The 18274-nt window shown below is 73.0% G+C and carries 19 protein-coding genes; 12 read left to right on the forward strand and 7 right to left on the reverse strand.

Annotation, left to right across the window (positions count from 1 at the left end; genetic code table 11):
• Positions 1–98: 98 nt before the first annotated feature.
• A complete protein-coding gene (locus N538_RS0120295) occupies positions 99–1280 on the reverse strand; it encodes a lytic transglycosylase domain-containing protein (protein WP_028638821.1) in 1182 nt (393 codons plus the stop codon).
• Between the two features lie 254 nt (positions 1281–1534).
• Here N538_RS0120295 and hemL point away from each other — a divergent pair, with 254 nt between their 5' ends.
• Genes hemL through ccsB form a run of 6 tightly spaced genes read left to right on the forward strand, consistent with a single transcriptional unit; the run spans position 1535 to position 7516 of the window.
• The gene (hemL, locus tag N538_RS0120300; protein ID WP_028638822.1) at positions 1535–2875 is read left to right on the forward strand and encodes a glutamate-1-semialdehyde 2,1-aminomutase; all 1341 of its coding nucleotides are present in this window, start codon (positions 1535–1537) and stop codon (positions 2873–2875) included.
• Positions 2872–3552 carry a histidine phosphatase family protein gene (locus N538_RS0120305; RefSeq protein ID WP_028638823.1) on the forward strand — a complete coding sequence of 227 codons (681 nt, stop codon included), beginning with the start codon at positions 2872–2874 and terminating at the stop codon, positions 3550–3552. The genes hemL and N538_RS0120305 overlap by 4 nt, the downstream gene beginning before the upstream one ends.
• A gap of 2 nt (positions 3553–3554) precedes the next feature.
• A complete protein-coding gene (locus N538_RS26470; protein ID WP_036571397.1) occupies positions 3555–4142 on the forward strand; it encodes a TlpA family protein disulfide reductase in 588 nt (195 codons plus the stop codon).
• The gene (locus N538_RS0120315) at positions 4135–4896 is read left to right on the forward strand and encodes a cytochrome c biogenesis CcdA family protein (protein ID WP_028638824.1); all 762 of its coding nucleotides are present in this window, start codon (positions 4135–4137) and stop codon (positions 4894–4896) included. The genes N538_RS26470 and N538_RS0120315 overlap by 8 nt, the downstream gene beginning before the upstream one ends.
• Positions 4893–6494, forward strand: a complete 1602-nt coding sequence (gene resB / locus N538_RS0120320; protein WP_028638825.1) for a cytochrome c biogenesis protein ResB — start codon at positions 4893–4895, stop codon at positions 6492–6494. Before N538_RS0120315 ends, resB begins: the two co-directional genes overlap by 4 nt.
• Positions 6491–7516, forward strand: coding sequence for a c-type cytochrome biogenesis protein CcsB (ccsB, locus tag N538_RS26475; protein WP_051549473.1), 1026 nt, complete (start codon positions 6491–6493; stop codon positions 7514–7516). Before resB ends, ccsB begins: the two co-directional genes overlap by 4 nt.
• Here the strand turns inward: ccsB and N538_RS0120330 are convergent.
• Complete coding sequence (locus tag N538_RS0120330) at positions 7513–7719, reverse strand: hypothetical protein (RefSeq protein WP_155992290.1); 207 nt, start codon at positions 7717–7719, stop codon at positions 7513–7515. The two genes, ccsB and N538_RS0120330, sit on opposite strands and share 4 nt — an antisense overlap.
• A gap of 43 nt (positions 7720–7762) precedes the next feature.
• Between N538_RS0120330 and N538_RS0120335 the strand changes: the two genes are divergently transcribed.
• On the forward strand, positions 7763–8056 hold the full coding sequence (locus N538_RS0120335; protein WP_028638827.1) for a DUF4229 domain-containing protein: 294 nt from the start codon (positions 7763–7765) through the stop codon (positions 8054–8056).
• Positions 8057–8064: 8 nt separating this feature from the next.
• Here the strand turns inward: N538_RS0120335 and N538_RS29560 are convergent, their stop codons facing one another.
• The 3 genes from N538_RS29560 to N538_RS0120350 form a co-directional block, all read right to left on the reverse strand.
• The gene (locus N538_RS29560) at positions 8065–8196 is read right to left on the reverse strand and encodes a hypothetical protein (protein WP_269320363.1); all 132 of its coding nucleotides are present in this window, start codon (positions 8194–8196) and stop codon (positions 8065–8067) included.
• Positions 8197–8258: 62 nt separating this feature from the next.
• A complete protein-coding gene (locus N538_RS0120345) occupies positions 8259–9134 on the reverse strand; it encodes a 1,4-dihydroxy-2-naphthoate polyprenyltransferase (protein ID WP_028638828.1) in 876 nt (291 codons plus the stop codon).
• A 10-nt stretch (positions 9135–9144) separates the two neighbouring features.
• Entirely contained in the window at positions 9145–10389 is a 1245-nt protein-coding gene (locus N538_RS0120350) for an MFS transporter (RefSeq protein WP_028638829.1), read from the reverse strand.
• 36 nt (positions 10390–10425) lie between these two features.
• Between N538_RS0120350 and N538_RS0120355 the strand changes: the two genes are divergently transcribed.
• The 4 genes from N538_RS0120355 (at position 10426) to N538_RS0120370 (ending at position 15855) form a co-directional block, all read left to right on the forward strand.
• The gene (locus tag N538_RS0120355) at positions 10426–11406 is read left to right on the forward strand and encodes an AMP-binding protein (protein WP_028638830.1); all 981 of its coding nucleotides are present in this window, start codon (positions 10426–10428) and stop codon (positions 11404–11406) included.
• Positions 11403–12344, forward strand: coding sequence for an o-succinylbenzoate synthase (locus N538_RS0120360; RefSeq protein ID WP_028638831.1), 942 nt, complete (start codon positions 11403–11405; stop codon positions 12342–12344). The genes N538_RS0120355 and N538_RS0120360 overlap by 4 nt, the downstream gene beginning before the upstream one ends.
• Entirely contained in the window at positions 12341–13912 is a 1572-nt protein-coding gene (menD, locus tag N538_RS0120365; RefSeq protein WP_028638832.1) for a 2-succinyl-5-enolpyruvyl-6-hydroxy-3-cyclohexene-1-carboxylic-acid synthase, read from the forward strand. Before N538_RS0120360 ends, menD begins: the two co-directional genes overlap by 4 nt.
• A gap of 77 nt (positions 13913–13989) precedes the next feature.
• Entirely contained in the window at positions 13990–15855 is a 1866-nt protein-coding gene (locus N538_RS0120370; RefSeq protein WP_028638833.1) for a Na+/H+ antiporter, read from the forward strand.
• Here the strand turns inward: N538_RS0120370 and N538_RS26480 are convergent.
• Positions 15852–16352 (reverse strand): GNAT family N-acetyltransferase, encoded by a 501-nt coding sequence (locus N538_RS26480; RefSeq protein ID WP_051549475.1) that lies wholly within the window; start codon positions 16350–16352, stop codon positions 15852–15854. The two genes, N538_RS0120370 and N538_RS26480, sit on opposite strands and share 4 nt — an antisense overlap.
• A gap of 37 nt (positions 16353–16389) precedes the next feature.
• Here N538_RS26480 and N538_RS0120380 point away from each other — a divergent pair, with 37 nt between their 5' ends.
• Entirely contained in the window at positions 16390–17025 is a 636-nt protein-coding gene (locus N538_RS0120380) for an MBL fold metallo-hydrolase (protein ID WP_028638834.1), read from the forward strand.
• A 17-nt stretch (positions 17026–17042) separates the two neighbouring features.
• Here the strand turns inward: N538_RS0120380 and N538_RS0120385 are convergent, their stop codons facing one another.
• On the reverse strand, positions 17043–18260 hold the full coding sequence (locus tag N538_RS0120385) for an isochorismate synthase (protein ID WP_051549511.1): 1218 nt from the start codon (positions 18258–18260) through the stop codon (positions 17043–17045).
• Positions 18261–18274 lie beyond the last annotated feature (14 nt).

Genomic DNA, 18274 nt, shown 5'->3' on the forward strand with positions numbered 1-18274 from the left:
GGTTGGCCGGGCCTCGTTGGCGCTCGCTACTCGACCACCGAGCGGTTGGCCGGGCCTCGCTGGCGCTCGCTACTCGACCACCGGTTTCGCCGGGGCGGTCAGTTGTGCGTGTAGTCGTACACGCACTGGTCGAACGGGTCGTCGTCGCGCAGGATGTTGTCGACGAACCCGTCGAGCGTGCACTGGACGACGGCCTGGGCGTGGGTGAGCAGGTCGTCCACCGGCGGGATCGAGGTCGAGGGCAGCGGCGGGACGCTCGGGGTGGGCACCTGGACGCCACCGCCACCGGTGCCGCCCGTGCCGCCGCCGGTGCCCGGTGCGGCGGGCGTGGTCGGCTGCTCGCTCGGCTGCTCGGCCGGGGTGCTGCTCGGGCCGGACCCGCCGTTCTGCTGGCCGTGCGCGTGGCTGGTGTGGTGGTGCTTCTTCGGGCCGTGCTCGGCCGGCTGGTGCTCGGCCGGGACCAGGTAGCCCGCGGACGTGGTGCCGTTGGGGACCGACGTGAACTCGCCCTGCAGGTAGGCGTTCATGATCGAGAGGACCAGGTCGACGTACGACGTCGAGTGGTTGTAGCGGTAGACCGCGGAGTGCTGCCCGGCCGCGCTCGACAGGTCGTCGTCGCCGGAGCACAGGTAGACCGCCGTGGCGAGCGCCGCGTCGTCGATGTCCTGCGGGTTGCGCTGGCCGTCGCCGTCGGCGTCCACGCCGACCACGGACCAGGTCGAGGGGATGAACTGCATCGGTCCGATCGCGCGGTCGAACTTCGCGTCGTCGTCGTACTGCCCGGCGTCGGTGTCGGCGATCCGGGTGGTGCCGTCGGTGCCGTCGAGCGCGGGGCCGTAGATGCCCGGCTGGGCGACGCCGTCCGCGTCGAGGCTGTTGCCGTTGGTCCGGCCGTGGTCGGACTCGACCCGGCCGATCGCCGCGATCAGCTGCCAGGAGAGGTGGCAGCTCTTGTCCGCGGAGTTGATGACGGTCTCGGCGCGCTGGTACGCCGCCAGCGCTGCGGCCGGGATGCCCGAGGTCGATGCCGTCGCGACGACGGTGCCGGGGTCGCCGTGCACGCCGGGTGCCACGCCGCCGGAGGTGGAGACGCTCGCGGGTGCCTTGATCGCCTGGGTCGGGACGGTCGAGCCGTCCGGCAGGCGGAGCTCGGGCTGGGTGTCGGCGCTCGCGGTGCTCGCACCCACACCGGCGATGCTCGCCGTCCAGGCGGCTGACAGCACGGCCAGCGGCACCAGGGCCATGGCCTTCTGGCCGCGACCGAATCGCGCATTCGACATCGTTGCTCTCCCTGTTCCCACGACGAACGCATGTCCCTCGGCACGCGCTGCCCGATCCAACGAACGTGTTACCCACCGGTTACGGTTCGGTGCGCGTCGATGTCTCGGGCCCTCGTTCACGGGACGACCATTCCCGCAGGTCATGACGGTGAAACTCGTTCTCATCCGGTCTGGACGTGGTCCCGGCCACGTTCGACGAGCGCGGGCGGCACCCTCGGGTCGGGCCGGTTGGGCCGCTCGGGGACAATGACCCGGTGACCGCTCCGTCGTCCGCAGGGCCCGCCCGCTCCGCCGCGCTGTTCGAGCGCGCCCGCGCGGTCACGCCCGGAGGGGTGAACTCACCGGTCCGCGCATTCAACGCGGTCGGCGGCACACCCCGGTTCATCCGCTCCGCTCAGGGCGCCTGGCTGACCGACGTGGACGGCAACGAGTACGTCGACCTGATCTGCTCGTGGGGTCCGATGCTGCTGGGCCACGCGCACCCCGAGGTGCAGTCCGCGGTGCTGGAGGCGGTCCGGCGTGGGACGTCGTACGGCACGCCCACGGAGCCCGAGGTCGAGCTCGCCGAGGAGGTCGTGTCCCGAGCGCCCGTCGAGCGGGTCCGGTTCGTGTCCAGCGGCACCGAGGCGACCATGTCGGCGATCCGTCTCGCGCGCGGCTTCACCGGCCGCGACGTGGTCGTGAAGTTCGCCGGCTGCTACCACGGGCACGTGGACTCGCTGCTCGCCGCCGCCGGCTCCGGGGTCGCCACCTTCGCGCTCCCCGGGACGCCCGGTGTCCCGGAGTCCTCCACCGCGCTGACGCTGGTGCTGCCCTACAACGACCGGTCGGCGGTCGAGAAGGCCTTCGCCGAGCACGGCGACCGGATCGCGTGCCTGATCACCGAGGCCGCGCCCGGCAACATGGGCGTGGTCCCTCCCGAGCCCGGCTTCAACCAGTTCCTGGCGGAGACCTGCCGCGCGCACGGCGCGCTGTTCGTCAGTGACGAGGTGATGACCGGGTTCCGCGCCTCGCGCCTGGGCCAGTGGGGTCTGGACGGCGCCGTCGAGGGCTGGCGGCCCGACCTGGTGACCTTCGGCAAGGTGATGGGCGGCGGCTTCCCGGCCGCGGCGTTCGGCGGTCGCGCCGACGTGATGTCGCGGCTGGCGCCCGACGGCCCCGTCTACCAGGCCGGCACCCTGTCCGGGAACCCGATCGCCACCACCGCCGGCCTCGCCACGCTGCGCCTCGCGACCGAGGAGGTGTACGCCCACATCGGCTCCGTCGCCGACACCGTGAAGACGGCGGCGTCGGACGAGCTGACCAGGGCCGGGGTCCCGCACGTCGTCCAGGCCACCGGCACCATGTTCTCGGTGTTCCTGGCCGACGGCGCCGTCCGCGACTTCGACGACGCGTCGCGGACCGACCAGGCGGCGTACGCCGCGTTCTTCCACGCGATGCTCGACCGCGGTGTCTACCTGCCGCCGTCGGCGTACGAGGCGTGGTTCCTCTCCTCCGCGCACGACGACCGCGCCGTGCAGACCGTCCTCGATGCCCTGCCCCACGCCGCGCGCGCCGCGGCCGCAGCCCAGGAGACCCCGGGAGCCCAGCAGTGACCCAGACGCCCGACACGATCGTCCACCTGCTGCGCCACGGCGAGGTGCACAACCCCGACGGCGTCCTCTACGGCCGTCGCGACGGCTTCCACCTCTCCGACCTCGGCCGCCAGATGGCTGAGAAGGTCGCGGACTCGATCAAGGACCGGGACATCACCCACCTGCGGGTCTCGCCGCTCGAGCGGGCCCAGGAGACCGCACAGCCGTTGGCGACCGCCCGCGGGCTGGACATGGTCACCGACGACCGGGTCATCGAGTCGACCAACATCTTCGAGGGCAAGCGGTTCGCCGGTGGCGAGAACGCGCTGCGCGACCCGCGCACCTGGCGACACCTCTGGAACCCGGTCAAGCCGTCCTGGGGTGAGCCGTACAAGCAGGTGGTGAAGCGGATGATGGCCGCGGTGCACGACGCCCGCGAGGCCGCCGCCGGTCACGAGGCCGTGATCGTGTCGCACCAGCTGCCGATCTGGATCACGCGGTTGCACGTGGAGCACCGGTCGTTCCTCCACGACCCGCGCAAGCGCCAGTGCACCCTCTGCTCGCTGACCTCGTTCCACTTCGTCGGGGACCGGCTGACCCAGGTCAGCTACTCCGAGCCCGCCGGCGACCTGATCCCGGTGAAGGACAAGAAGGCGCCGTTCTCGGCCGGCAACGCGCCCGAGGAGAAGAGGCCCTGATCTTGCGCTCCCTCCCGGCAGCCGTCCTCGGCTGCCTGCTCCTCGCCGTCGGGGCCACCGGGTGCTCGTCGCTCTCCGGCTCCGGGGACAAGGGCTTCTACACCGGGCCCGGCGACGTGAACGTCGTCGAGGCCGGGAGCCGTGGCGACCCCGTCGACCTCCAGGGCGAGGATCTCGACGGCAAGCCGATCGACCTCGCCGACTACCGCGGTGAGCCCGTCGTCGTCGTGGTGTGGGGCTCGTGGTGCGGGCCGTGCCGCGGTGAGGCGCCGGACGTGGTGGCCGCCGCGAACCAGGTGGGCGACCGGGCGCAGTTCGTCGGCATCAACCTGCGCGACGCCTCCACGTCCACCGGTCAGGCGTTCGTGCGGCGCTTCGACGTGCCGTACCCGTCGGTGTTCTCGCCCGACGGCAAGGCGATGCTGCAGTTCCGCGGCACGCTGAGCCCGAACTCCATCCCGTCGTTCGTCGTCCTCGACGACGAGGGCCGGGTCGCCGCCAGCATCCTCGGGGCGCTGCCGTCGACGCGGACCCTGGTCGACCTCGTGGACGACACCGCGAGCGAGTCCACGGACGCCGTCGATGGGTGAGTGGTTCCACGACCAGGCCGCCTCCGGGTCGCTCGTCCTCGCCGTCCCGGTCGCGCTGGTCGCCGGCCTGGTCTCGTTCTTCTCCCCGTGCGTGATCCCGCTGCTGCCCGGCTACCTCTCGTACGCCACCGGGCTGTCCGGCGCCGACCTGGCGAACGGCGTGGCCGGCTCGCGGCGTGGCCGGATGTTCCTGGGGTCCCTGCTGTTCGTGCTCGGCTTCACGGTCGTCTTCGTGATCCTCGGTACGGCGTCCGGCGCGCTCGGCGCCTGGCTGGTGACCTGGAGCCGCCAGCTCGCCGTCACCCTGGGCATCCTGATGATCGTGCTCGGCCTGGCCTTCGGCGGCTGGCTGCCGTTCCTGAACCGGGAGTGGCGCGTGCACACCGTCCCGGCGGTCGGGCTCGCGGCCGCGCCCGTCCTGGGCTTCCTGTTCGGGCTCGGCTGGACGCCGTGCATCGGACCGACCCTGGCCGCGATCAGCACCCTCGCGATCAGCGAGGGCACCGCCGCGCGCGGCGCGTTCCTCTCGGCGGTCTATGCGCTCGGGCTCGGCCTGCCGTTCATCGCTGCCGGCCTGGCCTACGAGAAGGCGCTCTCCGCGATCGGCTGGGTCCGCCGGCACCAGGTGTGGGTGATGCGGGCCGGCGGGCTGATGCTGGTCGCGGTCGGCATCCTGCTGATCACGGGCTGGTGGGCCGAGGCGGTGAGCTGGGTGCAGGTCAGGCTCGTGCAGGACTCGGGGACGGTCGTATGAGCGCCCCGCCGCAGACGTCGCTGAGCACCCGTCCGCCGGAGGACGACCGCCGCCCCGGCGAGCTGGGCGTGCGCGAGCTGCTGCGCTGGACCTGGCGACAGGTCACGTCGATGCGGACGGCGCTGATCCTGCTGCTGCTGCTGGCGCTCGCCGCGATCCCGGGCTCGATCATCCCGCAGGAGGGCGTCGACTCCCTCAAGACCTCTAACTGGCAGTCGGCCCACCCGCAGCTGACGCCGGTCTACGAGCGGCTCGGGCTGTTCTCCGTCTACGACTCGCCCTGGTTCTCGGCGATCTACATCCTGCTGATGCTCTCGCTGGTCGGCTGCATCGTGCCGCGCACGTTCCACTACTGGCGCGGGCTGCGGGCGAAGCCGCCGGCGGCACCGCGCAACCTGACGCGGCTGCCGGAGCACGCGACGTACGTGATCTCCGAGCCGCCGGACGAGCTCCTCGAGCGGGCCCGGCGCGCGCTGAGGAAGCGCCGGTACCGCCTGACCCTCGACGGCGACGCGGTCTCCGCCGAGCGTGGCTACCTCCGGGAGGCCGGGAACCTGGTCTTCCACCTGTCCGTGCTGGTGGTGCTGGTCGGCTTCGCGCTCGGCAGCCTGTTCGGCTACAAGGGTGGCGTGATCCTGCTGGTCGGGGACCAGTACGGCTTCTCCAACAACCTCACCCAGTACGACGACTTCGATCCCGGCAGCCTCTTCCGCGCCGAGGACATGGAGCCGTTCTCGTTCAAGATCGACGACTTCGACGTCGACTGGCTGACGACCGGCCCGCGGGCGGGCATGGCCCGCGGCTTCAAGTCGCACCTGACCTACCAGGAGTCACCCGACGCGCCGGAGAAGACCTACGACCTCCAGGTGAACCACCCGCTGAGCATCGGAAACACCGAGGTGTTCCTCATCGGGCACGGGTACGCGCCGGTCATCACCATCACCGACGCCGACGGTCACCGCTCCGGGGGCCCCGCGGTCTTCCTGCCCGTGAACGAGAGCTTCCAGTCGATCGGCGTGGTGAAGGCGCCGGACGCCGAGCCCACCCAGATCGGGCTGGAGGGCGAGTTCTACCCGACCGTGGCGTTCTCCAAGCAGACTGGCAGCTACTTCTCGCTGCTCGGCAAGCCGCTGGACCCGATGATCTCGATGCTCGTCTACACCGGCGACCTGGGCATGGACACGGGGCAGCCGCAGTCGGTGTACGCGCTCGACAAGTCGCACACCACGATGCTGACCAAGAAGAACGGCGCGCCGTACCGCGTCGACCTGCGGCCGGGCCAGTCCGTCAAGCTGCCGAACGGCCTCGGCACCGTCACCTTCCAGGGGCTGAAGGAGTGGAACAAGATCCAGATCAGCCAGACGCCCGGCAAGTGGATCGCCCTGAGCGGCGTCGTGCTGGCCCTGCTCGGGCTGCTCGGCTCGCTGTTCATCCGGCCGCGAAGGGTCTGGGTTCGCGCCCGGCGCGATGGTGACGGCACACTGGTCGAGGTGGCCGCGCTCGACCGGTCCGGCGGCGGCGACATGGCCGCGGTCGTGGACGAGGTCGTGGCTGTGCTCCAGGACCATCGAGAGGGCAACCGAGAGGACGAGTCGTGACCGACGCCGCGTGGGAGAGTCTCAGCAACCAGGCCGTCGCGGCCTGCGGGCTGGTGTACTTCCTGGCCCTGCTCGCGCACCTCGTGGAGTGGGCCTCGTTGCGCAACGTGCCGGTGACCGCGGCCGCGGCGAACGCCTCGTCCGGCGGGGTCGCCGTGGCGACCGGCCCCGGTGAGTCGGTCGCGGACGAGTCGGCCGCCCGGCGTACCGCACTCTTCGGGCGGCTCGGGTTCCTGGTCACCTGGCTCGCCGTCGCGATCCACTTCGTCGGCCTCCTGGCGCGCGGCATGGCCGCGGACCCGAACCGGGTGCCCTGGGGCAACATGTACGAGTTCACGCTGACCGGCACCTTCGTGGTCGCGTTCCTGTACGTCGCGCTCCGCGGACGGCTCAAGCTCGCCTGGATGGCGCCGATCGTGCTGGCGTTCGTGCTGACCGTGCTGATGGTGGCGGTGACCTGGCTCTACGCGCCGGTCGCGCCGCTGACCGAGGCGCTGTCGTCGTACTGGCTGGTCATCCACGTCGTGTCGGCGATCATCGCCACCGGTGCGTTCACCCTCGGCGGCATCACGTCGGCGCTGTACCTGGTGAAGTCCCGCGCGCTCAGCAGACAGGGGCAGCGGACGACCGGGTACGTCGCGCGGCTGCCGAAGCCCGAGGTCCTCGACCGGGTGTCCTACCGGCTGCACGCCTTCGGGTTCCCGGTGTGGACGTTCGCGGTGCTGATCACCGGGCCGATCTGGGCGCACCAGGCCTGGTCGTCGTACTGGAACTGGGACCCGAAGGAGGTGTGGGCCTTCATCACCTGGGTCGTCTACGCGGCGTACCTGCACGCCCGCACCACGGCGGGCTGGAAGGGCCGCAACGCCGCGATCCTCGCGCTCGTGGGGGTGGCCACGCTGTGGTTCAACTTCATCGGGATCAACTACTTCTCGACCACGTCGCAGCACTCGTACGCCGGCGCTCCGGCGCTGGTGACGGCTGAGCGGTCGACGGTGCCGTCCGGCGGGACCGCCGGCTAGGCCTCGGGATCCTCGGGGTGCCGGCGCTTCCGGTCCAGGTCGCGCAGGAAGTCCGGGTCGTCGTCCGGACCGACCACGCGGGGCGGCCGCTGCGTCGGTCGCGGGCGGCGCGGGGTCGGCAGGTCGCCGCGGCGCTGGATCGCCCGCGTCGCCAGGTAGACGGCGACCGCGATCAGGATCACGACCAGCAGGAACTTCAGCACACCCCCAGAGTAGGCACCCCGTGGTCACGCCTACCCTGAATCCGTGAAGGAGTTCTGGATCTACACCGCCCTGCGCCTGGTGCTGTTCGCCGCGTCCTTCGGGATCGTCGTCGGACTGTGGTTCGTGTTCACCGACTCGGTGCCGATCCTGTGGGCCCTCGTGATCGCGCTCGTCGTCAGCGGCGTGGGCTCCTACGTCGTGCTCAACCGGCAGCGCGAGGCGCTGGCGCGGCGGGTGCAGGTCCGCGCGGAGGCGATGACCGCGAAGATCGAGGAGATGAAGGCCAAGGAGGACGCCGAGGACGACACCTCGGCCCCGCCCTCGGCCTCGTCCTAGCCCTCGTCCTAGTCCTTGCGCCGGTCGAGCTGGCGGCGTACCCGCGCCTCGTCCTGCCCGAGCACCTTCGCGAGCAGCGGGACGCGGAACCGGTAGGCGAGCACGCCCACCACCACGACCAGCAGGATGATCCACAGCATGCGGCGAGCCTACGTTGCCGCTGGCTGGGTCCCCGTGGTGAGGCACCCCGCCTTATATGGGGTCAGCGGCCGACGACCAGGCCGACGGCGACGAGGACCGCCCAGACGAGCTCGGCGAGGCCGGTGGACTGGAGGACGGGGATCAGGCCGGGCCCGACGGCTCCGGAGACGACGGTGCGGGCGGCGGGCGCGGCCAGCACCAGGAAGCCGATGCCGATCAGCACCCACCACGACGTGGCCAGGGCGACCAGCAGGACCGCGAGCGCGGCGACCGCGACCAGCGCGACGTACAGCAGCCGGGTCCGCCGGTCCCCCAGCAGTACGGCGAGGGTGCGCTTGCCGGCGAGCGTGTCGGTGGGGATGTCGCGCAGGTTGTTCGCGACCAGGATCGCGCAGGCGAGCGACCCGACGCCGATCGCGGCCCCCAGCGCCGCCCACTCCCACGTCTCGGTCTGGACGTACGTCGTGCCGATCACGGCGACCAGCCCGAAGAAGACGAACACCATCACCTCGCCCAGCCCGAGGTAGCCGTACGGGCGCGAGCCGCCGGTGTAGAACCAGGCGGCGAGCGCCGAGACCAGGCCGACGAGCACCAGCCACCAGGCCGTCGTCGCGGCCAGCGCGAGCCCGGCCACGCCGGCGACGCCGAACGCCAGGAAGGCCGCGCGCTTCACCGCGCCCGCGGACGCCGCACCGGACCCGACCAGCCGCATCGGGCCGACCCGGTCGGCGTCGGTGCCGCGGATGCCGTCGGAGTAGTCGTTCGCGTAGTTGACCGCGACCTGGAGCGCCAGCGCGACCACGAGCGCGAGCAGCGCCTTCCACCAGATGAAGGAGTCCTCGTACGCCGCGACGCCGGTGCCGGCGACCACGGGCGCGACGGCGGCCGGGAGGGTGCGCGGCCTGGCGCCGGCCAGCCACTGTGCGGGAGTTGCCACGAGGGGAGATTCAAGCAGTCACGGGTCGTCGGGCGCGCGCCAGGTACCGCTCGGCCGCCCGCGAGGTGGGTCCCATGGCGAGGACGGCGAGCACGACGATCCCGGCGATGGTCACCCAGCCGGCCGCGCCCCAGGACAGCGCGAGGAAGGTGTACGCCGCGGGTGCCCAGACGTTGCCGAGCGTGTCGCCGAGCTGGGCCACGCCCTGGTACTCCCCGCGCCGGTCCGGGTCGGACAGCTCGGCGAGGAAGCCCCACCGGCCGGCGGACTGGAACAGCTCCGCGCCGGTGACGGTGACGTGGCCGAGCCAGACCAGCAGGATCGTGGTCCACCCGAGGGTGTCGTGGGTGACCAGGACGATGCAGCACGACAGCACGAAGAACGCCGCGCTGATCCGGGCCGCGCGCAGCGACGTGCGCACCGAGTTCACGCCGCGGGCGGCCGGGACCTGGAGCAGCACCGCCATCACCGTGTTGGTGCCGACGAGCCATGCCAGCAGCACCCGCGGGGCGTCGGTCTCCTGCACGAGCCACAGCGGGATCACGATGTTGAGGAGCACCTGGTTGGTGCTCAGCACCCCGTCGAAGACGTTCAGCAGCAGGAAGCCGCGGTTCCGCAGGGGGCTCCCGCCGAGCGCCTTCTCGGCCGGCAGCTCGTCGACCTTGTCGTGGGTCGCGTCCGGGAGCCGGGTGATGAAGAGCGCGTTCACGAACAGGATCGCCGACGTCAGCCACGGCACGACGCGGACGACGTCGTTGTTGTCGAACGCCAGCGCGATGCCGCCGATCGCCGCCCCGACGGTGAACCCGATGTTGAGCGCCGCCCGCATGAACGCCATCGACCGGACCCGCTCCTCGCGGGGGAACACGTCGATCGTGTACGCGCCCCGGCCGGACCAGCCGGCGTTCGCCACGAGCTGGAGCACCACCACCATCGCGACGTACGCCGGGAAGCTCCCGATGAACGGCCACACCAGGTAGAGCGCGGCGCTCAGGAACGCGCCCGCCGCCCACTGCCGCTTGGGGCCGACCCGGTCCGCGAGCCTGCCGAGGGGGACGGCGAACGAGAACGCGAACACGCCCGCCACCGTCAGGCCGACACCGACCTGGGCGGCGGTCAGGCCGACCACCTGGGTGAAGAACACCGCCGAGCCGGTCATGAACGCGCCCTCGCCGGTCGCGAACATCACCGACTGCAGCGACAACCGTCGCGCCAGCGGGGTCGGCGGCAGGAACCGGTCGAGGCGGGAGGGCACGGAGGGATCCCATCACGCGCCACTAGGGTCGGTCGCGTGAATTCCGTGGTCCGCGAGCTCGACGCCTGGCTGGCCGCCGACGACCCCGACCCGTGGGTCGTCGAGACCTCGGGCTCGACCGGGACGCCGAAGCGGGTCCTGCTGTCCAGGCCCGCGGTCCTCGCGTCCGTGCGCGCCTCGGCGCGCCGGGTCGGCGGCTCGGGCCGCTGGCTGCTCGCGCTGCCGCCGACGTACGTCGCCGGGCTCCAGGTCGTGTGCCGCTCCCTGGTCGCCGGTCACGAGCCGGTGGTGCTCGAGGACGACTTCGGGGCCGCGACCGAGGCGCTCGGCGAGGTGGACCGCTTCGTCTCGCTGGTGCCGACGCAGCTGCACCGGCTGCTCGACACTGACGCGGACGCGCTGCGGACCTTCCACACCGTGCTGCTCGGCGGCGGCCCGATCGACGCCGCGCTGCGGCGCCGCGCGGCCGACGCCGGCGTGCGGGTCGTCGGGACCTACGGCTCGGCGGAGACCGCCGGCGGCTGCGTCTACGACGGGCTGCCCCTCGACGGCGTCGGCGTCGCGATCGGGGACGACGGCCGGGTGCGGATCGGGGGGCCGGTGCTCTTCGACGGGTACGACGGCGACCCGGCGCGCACCGCCGAGGTGCTCGTGGACGGCTGGTTCCTCACGTCCGACGCCGGTCGGCTCGACGAGGACGGCCGGCTCCAGGTGCTCGGGCGCCTCGACGACATGGTCGTGAGCGGCGGGGTGAACGTGCCCGCGGCCGCGGTCGCGGCCCGGCTGCGCGAGCACCCGGACGTCCGGGCGGCCGAGGTGCTCGGCGTACCCGACGAGGAGTGGGGCAACCGGGTCGTCGCGTTCGTCGTCGGCGAGCTGAGCGCAGCGGCGGCGCGCGCCTGGGTGGCGGAGACGCACCCGCGCTCCTGGGCGCCGCGGCAGCTGGTCCGGCTCGACGCGATCCCGCTGCTCGACAACGGCAAGCCCGACCGGCTACGGCTCCGGGGCCTCGCGTGAACGTCTTCAGCCTTCCGATGCGGACCCGCTTCCGCGGCATCACCGTGCGTGAGGGCGTGCTGCTCCGGGGCGCCGCCGGCTGGGGCGAGTGGAGCCCGTTCCTGGAGTACGACGCGGTCGTCGCCGAGCCGTGGCTGCGCTGCGCCGAGGAGGCGGCCGCGGGCGACTGGCCGGCGCCCGTGCGGTCCCGCGTGCCCGTCAACGTCACCGTGCCCGCGGTCGGGGCCGAGCACGCGCGCCGGATCGTCGCCGACGGGGGCTGCCGCACCGCCAAGGTCAAGGTCGCCGAGCCGGGCCAGTCGCTGGCCGACGACCAGGCGCGGCTGGAGGCGGTGCGTGACGCCCTCGGCCCCGACGGGCGGGTGCGGATCGACGCCAACGGCGGCTGGGACGTGGACACCGCGGTCGCGGCGATCCGGCTGCTGGACCGCGCGGCCGGTGGTCTGGAGTACGTCGAGCAGCCCTGCGCGAGCGTCGAGGAGCTCGCCGCCGTACGACGCGCGGTCGACGTGCCGGTCGCGGCCGACGAGTCGATCCGCCGGGCCGCCGATCCCTACCGGGTCCGCGAGCTCGACGCGGCGGACGTCGCCGTGCTCAAGGTGCAGCCGCTGGGCGGCGTGCGCGCGTGCCTGCGGATCGCCGAGGACATCGGGCTGCCGGTCGTCGTGTCGTCGGCACTGGAGACCAGCGTCGGGATCGCCGCCGGCGTGGCGCTGGCGGCGGCCCTGCCCGAGCTGCCCTACGCGTGCGGGCTCGCGACCGTGCAGCTGCTCGAGCGCGACGTCGTCACGGACCCGCTGCTGCCGGTCGACGGTGAGCTGCCCGTGCGGGTGCCGATCGTCGACGAGGCGCGGCCGGCGGCGGCGCCCGACCGGGTCGCGCACTGGGAGGCCCGGCTCGCCGAGGTCCGCGCGGTGCGGCAGGATCGACGCCCGTGACCTCCACCGAGCTCGCACGGTCCGTGATCGCCCGTCTCGTCGAGGCGGGCGTGACCGAGATCGTGGTCGCGCCCGGGTCGCGGAACGCGCCGCTCTCGTTCGCGGCCTACGACGCTGCCGCCGCCGGGCTGGTGCGGCTGCACACCCGGATCGACGAGCGCACGGCGGGGTTCCTCGGCCTCGGGCTGTCTCGCAACCACCGTCGCGCGGCGGTGGTCTGCACCTCCGGCACCGGTGTCGCGAACCTGCACCCCGCCGTCCTCGAGGCCGCCCATTCGGGCGTGGACGTGGTCGTCGTGACGGCGGACCGGCCGGCCCGGCTTCGCGGCACCAGCGCCAACCAGACGACCGACCAGGTCGGCATCTTCGGCCCGCTCGTGCCGACCCAGGACGCGACCGGCGACTACGACCTGCTCGTCGCGGGCCCCGTGCACCTGAACGTGCCGCTCGAGGAGCCGCTGGTGCCGGCGGACCGGTGGGTGCCCGAGGTGACGCCGGGCCCGCCCGTGCAGCGCGCCCGTCCGATGATCCACCTGACGATCCCGACCGGCCCGCGCACGGTGGTCGTGGCCGGCGACGACGCCGGCCCGCCCGCGCGGGGCCTCGCCGAGAGCGCCGGCTGGCCGCTGCTCGCCGAGCCCTCGAGCGGATCACGCACCGGCGACAACGCGATCCGCACCTACCGGCTGCTGCTCGGCTCGGACCTCGGCGACCGGATCGAGCGGGTGGTGGTCTGCGGCCACCCGACGCTGTCTCGCCCGGTCAGCCGGCTGCTCGCGCGCCCGGAGGTCCGGGTGGTCGACACCCCGGCGTACGGCGTATGGACCGATCGACCGTTCCCGGTCGACGAGCGACTGGTCGTGGTGCCAGCGGTCGCCGAGCCGGACGACCCCTCCTGGCTCGCGGAGTGGCGCGCGGCGGACCGCGACGTGTCCCGGCGGCTCGACGCGTTGCTCGCCGCCGAGCCCGAGCTGACGCCGCACGAGGTCGCCGGCGCGGTCGCCCGGCACCTGCCCGAGGGCGGCCTGCTCGTCGTCGGGGCGTCGAGTCCGATCCGCGACCTCGACCTGATGGTGCCCCGCTACGACGTCGGCCGGAGGCGCAAGGTGCTCGCCAACCGCGGCCTGTCCGGCATCGACGGCACCGTGTCGACGGCCATCGGCGCCGCGCTCGCGCGGCCCTCGAGCACCCGCGCGCTGGCGCTGATGGGCGACGTGACCTTCCTGCACGACGCCAACGGCCTGGTGATCGGGCCCGGCGAGCCGGTCCCCGACCTGACGATCGTGGTCGTCAACGACGACGGCGGCTCGATCTTCACGATGCTGGAGCAGGGGGCGGGGGAGTACGCCGAGCAGTACGAGCGGCTCTTCGGCACCCCGCACGGCGTCGACCTCGCGAGCCTCTGTGCCGCGACCCGCACCCCGCACCTGCGGGTCACCAGCCTGCCGGAGCTCGAGCAGGCGCTCGCCAGCCCGAACGGCGGGATCGAGGTGGTCGAGGTGGCCGTACGACGCGACAACCGCCGCGAGCTCGACGCGCGGATCCGGGCGCTGCGTCCACAATCCTGATCCCGCGGGCGCCAGCGGGGCGACCCAAGACCTGGGCGGCACAGCTCGTCTGACCGCTGATCGGGAAGGATGGGTGCGTGGACGTCGCCCTCTTCCTGGTCGCGCTCGCCGTCGGCGTGCTGGCGGGGGTCGTGGTCGCGCGCTGGCTCGGCGTGCCCGCGCCCCTCCTGCTCGTGGTCGCCGGCGCCGGCGCGTCGTTCCTGCCGTTCGTGCCGCAGGTGCACCTCGAGTCCGAGGTGGTGCTCCTCGGACTGCTCCCGCCGCTGCTCTACTCGGCCGCCGTCAGCTCCTCGCTCGTGGACTTCAACGCCCACCGGCGGGCGATCCTGACCCTGTCGGTGGGTGCGGTGCTCGTCACGACCGCCGGCGTCGGCTGGATCGTGCACATGATGGTGCCGGACGTCTCGTGGGCCATCGCCTTCGCCCTCGGCGCTGTCGTCGCCCCGCCCGACGCCGTCGCCGCGACGGCCATCGGTCGCAACATCGGCCTGCCGCGGCGGATCGTCACGATCCTCGAGGGCGAGTCGCTGTTCAACGACGCCACGGCGCTGGTCTCCCTGCGGACGGCGATCGCGGCCGCCGGGGTCGGCGTCGAGCTGTGGCGGGTCGGCGTCGACTTCCTCGTCGCCTCGGTCGGTGGCGTGCTGCTCGGCATCGCCGTCTTCATGCTCGTCGCCAAGCTGCGGCGGCGGATCACCGACCCGGTACTCGACGTCGGCCTCTCGTTCGTGATCCCGTTCGCCTGCTTCCTGGCGGCCGAGGAGCTGCACTCCTCGGGAGTGGTGGCCGTCGTGGTCGCCGGCCTGCTGCTCGGCCACAAGGCGCCGATCCTCCAGACGGCGCAGTCGCGGATCGCCGAGCGGATCAACTGGCGCACGATCGCCTTCCTGCTGGAGAACGCGGTGTTCGGCCTGATCGGCCTGCAGGCGCAGTGGATCTTCCAGGACCTCGCGGACAGCTCGCTGTCCGCCGTCCGCATCGTCGCCGTGTGCGCCGCCACGCTCGCGGCGTGCATCGTGCTCCGCCTGGTCTGCGTCCTCGCCTCGCGGTGGACGCTGGTCCGTCCCGGGCCGGATCCGCTGACGGGGCAGCGACAGCCGCTGGGCCAGACCTTCCTGGTCGGCTGGGCAGGCATGCGCGGCGTCGTCACCCTCGCGGCGGCGTTCCTGATCCCGAAGGACACCGAGCACCGCGAGGTGCTGCTCGTCGCCGCCTTCACCGTCGTGGCCGGGACGCTGCTGATCCAGGGCCTGTCGCTGCCGTGGTTCGCGCGCCGGCTGCACGTGCCCTCGCCGGATCCCCTCGACGACGCACTCGCCCGCGCGACCCTGCTGCAGCAGGCGTCCAAGGCCGCGCTCGACGAGCTCGAGCAGATCGAGCAGGAGGACCAGGCGGGCGTGTACGACCTGATCCGCCAGCGGCTCGACCAGCGCAACTTCGCCGCCTGGGAGCGGCTGGCCACGACGGCCGACCAGGAGTCGCCGGCCGCCACGTACTACCGGGTCCGCACCCAGCTGATCGACGCCGAACGGCGCCGGATCCTCGACATCCGCAAGTCCGGCACCGTGCCGTCCGAGGTGATCGCCGACGTGCTGGCGAGCCTCGACGTGGAGGAGTCGATGCTCGACAGCGCCGAGCAGGAGCGCGACGACACCGCCCAGTACGCGCGCCGCCGCTGGGCGGTCGGCGAGGCCTGCGCGGACCTCGAGCACTACCCGACCGTGGCCGCAGAGCCCGCGACCTTCTGCCAGGCCTGCATCGACGAGGGCACGTACTGGGTGGCCCTGCGCCGGTGCCTCGAGTGCGGCAACGTCGCCTGCTGCGACTCCTCGCCGCGGCAGCACGCGACCCGGCACTTCCACGACTCGCAGCACCCGGTCATGCAGTCGGGCGAGCCCGTCGAGGACTGGCGGTGGTGCTACGTGCACCACCTGACGGCCTAGCGACCGCGCACCATCCTGATCTCCGACGCGTCCAGCCCGGCATAGTGCTCGCGGGCCCCGTCGGGCTCGAACCCGTTGCGCCGGTAGAAGCCCTGGGCGCGCGCGTTGGCCTCCAGGACCCACAGCGAGCAGGGCTCGTCCGGGCGTACGGCGTCCCAGAGCAGCTGCCCGAGGCCGGTGCCCCAGTACGCGGCGCGGGTGTAGATCGCGTAGAGCTCCGTGGGCGTGGCCGCGTCCTCGTCACGGGTCGGGCCGACGACCGAGAAGCCGATCAGGTCGCCGCTCGTCTCGGCGAGCACCCGGGGCGGGCCGTCGACCAGGTGCCGGGTCCACGCCGCGACCCAGCGGGCGGTGTCGGCCAGCCGCTCCTCGAGCAGCGCGGCGTCGACGTACGGCCCGTAGGCCTCGCGCCAGCAGGCCGCGTGCATGGTCGCGCCCGCGACCGCATCGGCCGGCACGGCGGTCCTGAGCCTGAGGTCGGACAAGGGATCGGTCACGCGAGCATCGTAGAAAGGGCGGGCTACCGTGAGGCGCATGCGGATCACGAAGTTCGGCCACGCCTGCGTCCGGGTCGAGCACGACGGCACGACCGTGGTCCTCGACCCGGGAGTGTTCACCGATCCGTCGGCCGTCGACAGCGCCGATGCCGTGCTGATCACCCACGAGCACGCCGACCACTACCTGCCCGACCACCTGCTCGCCGCGGGGGCGCCGGTGTTCACGATCGAGGCGGTCGCGGCGAAGATCCGGGAGGAGGCGCCGGCCGTCGCCGAGCGGCTCACGGTCGTGGCCCCCGGCTCGACGTTCGACGTCGGGGTCCCGGTGCGCGCGGTGGGCGAGCTGCACGCCGTGATCCACCCGGAGTTCCCGCGGATCACCAACAGTGGCTACGTCCTGACGCTCGGGGACGCGAAGGTCTACCACCCCGGTGACGCGCTCACCGAGCCCGGCGAGGCGGTCGAGGTGCTCCTGGTGCCGTCGTCGGCGCCGTGGCTGAAGGCGTCCGAGGCGGTGGAGTTCGCGCGCGCCGTCAAGGCACCCCGGAACCTCGCCATCCACGACCGCATCTACACCGAGGCCGCACACGGCATCCTCGAGCAGCACATGAACGCGTTCCTGCCGAAGGAAGGGCTGGAGTACGTGCGCCGCGCCGACGGCGAGGACCTGTAGGCCGCGCCAGCCGGACGCTAGTCCGCGGTGAGCGCGTCCCTGACCGGCACGAACTTCGCCTGTGCCTCGGCCAGCTCGGCCTCGGGGTCGGACGACGCCACGATGCCGCAGCCCGCGAACAGCCGCACGGTCGAGCCGGAGACGCGTGCCGAGCGGAGCGCGATGCCCCACTCACCGTCGCCGGCGGCGTCCATCCAGCCGACCGGCCCGGCGTACCGGTCCCGGTCCATGCCCTCGATCCGGGCGATCAGGTCGGTGGCGACCGCGGTCGGGGTGCCGCCCACGGCAGCGGAAGGATGCAGCGCCTCCGCGAGCTGGAGGGACGAGACGGTGGCCGCGTCGTGCACCACTCCCGCGACGTCGGTCGCGAGGTGCATGACGTTCGGCAGGTGCAGGACGAACGGCGCCTCGGGCACGTTCATCGAGGAGCAGTGCGGCTCGAGCGCGTCGGCGACCGAGCGCACGGCGTACTCGTGCTCCTCGAGGTCCTTGGACGAGCGGGCCAGGGTGGCGGCGAGCGCCAGGTCGCGCTCGTCGTCCCCGGTACGCCGGATGGTGCCGGCCAGCACCCGCGAGGTGACCAGGCCGCGCTCGCGGCGCACCAGCATCTCGGGCGTCGCGCCGAACATGCCGTCGACGTGGAACGTCCAGCACATCGGGTAGACCTCCGCCAGCCGTCCCAGCGGCCAGCGCACGTCGATCGGCTCGTCGGCGGTGGCGACCAGGTCCCGGGCCAGGACGACCTTCTCCAGGTCTCCGCGCCCGATCCGCGCGACGGCGTCGGCGACCACCGACATCCACTGCTCGCCGTTGAGGGCTCCGTCGGCGAAGCTCACGCCCGACGGCGCCGCCGGCGGCTCGGTCGCCACGAGCTCCGGCGCCGGCTCGTCCACGGTGGTCAGCCAGGCGACGTCGCCCCGGCGGCCGACGACCACGCGGGGCACGACCAGCACCGAGTCGCCCGGCTCGTCTGCGAACGCGAACGTCCCGAACGACACCAGCCCGGACCCGGGCTCGTTGACGTCGTCGCGCACGACGGCACGGGCGGTCAGCTCGCTCCACCACTTGCCGGCGTCCGCGAACCGGGTGTCCCCGTGCGTGCGCACCTCGGCGGCCACGCCCCAGCCCACGAGGCCGTCGCCACGCCGCAACCAGGTCACCGGACGGTCGGCCGGGACCAGGTCGAGGAGTCGCGTGGCCTCCTCGAGGTCGAGGCGGACGGTGCGGACGGTCATCGTCACGCAGCCGA

The sequence above is a fragment of the Nocardioides sp. URHA0032 genome, assembly GCF_000620645.1.
GTDB lineage: Bacteria > Actinomycetota > Actinomycetes > Propionibacteriales > Nocardioidaceae > Nocardioides.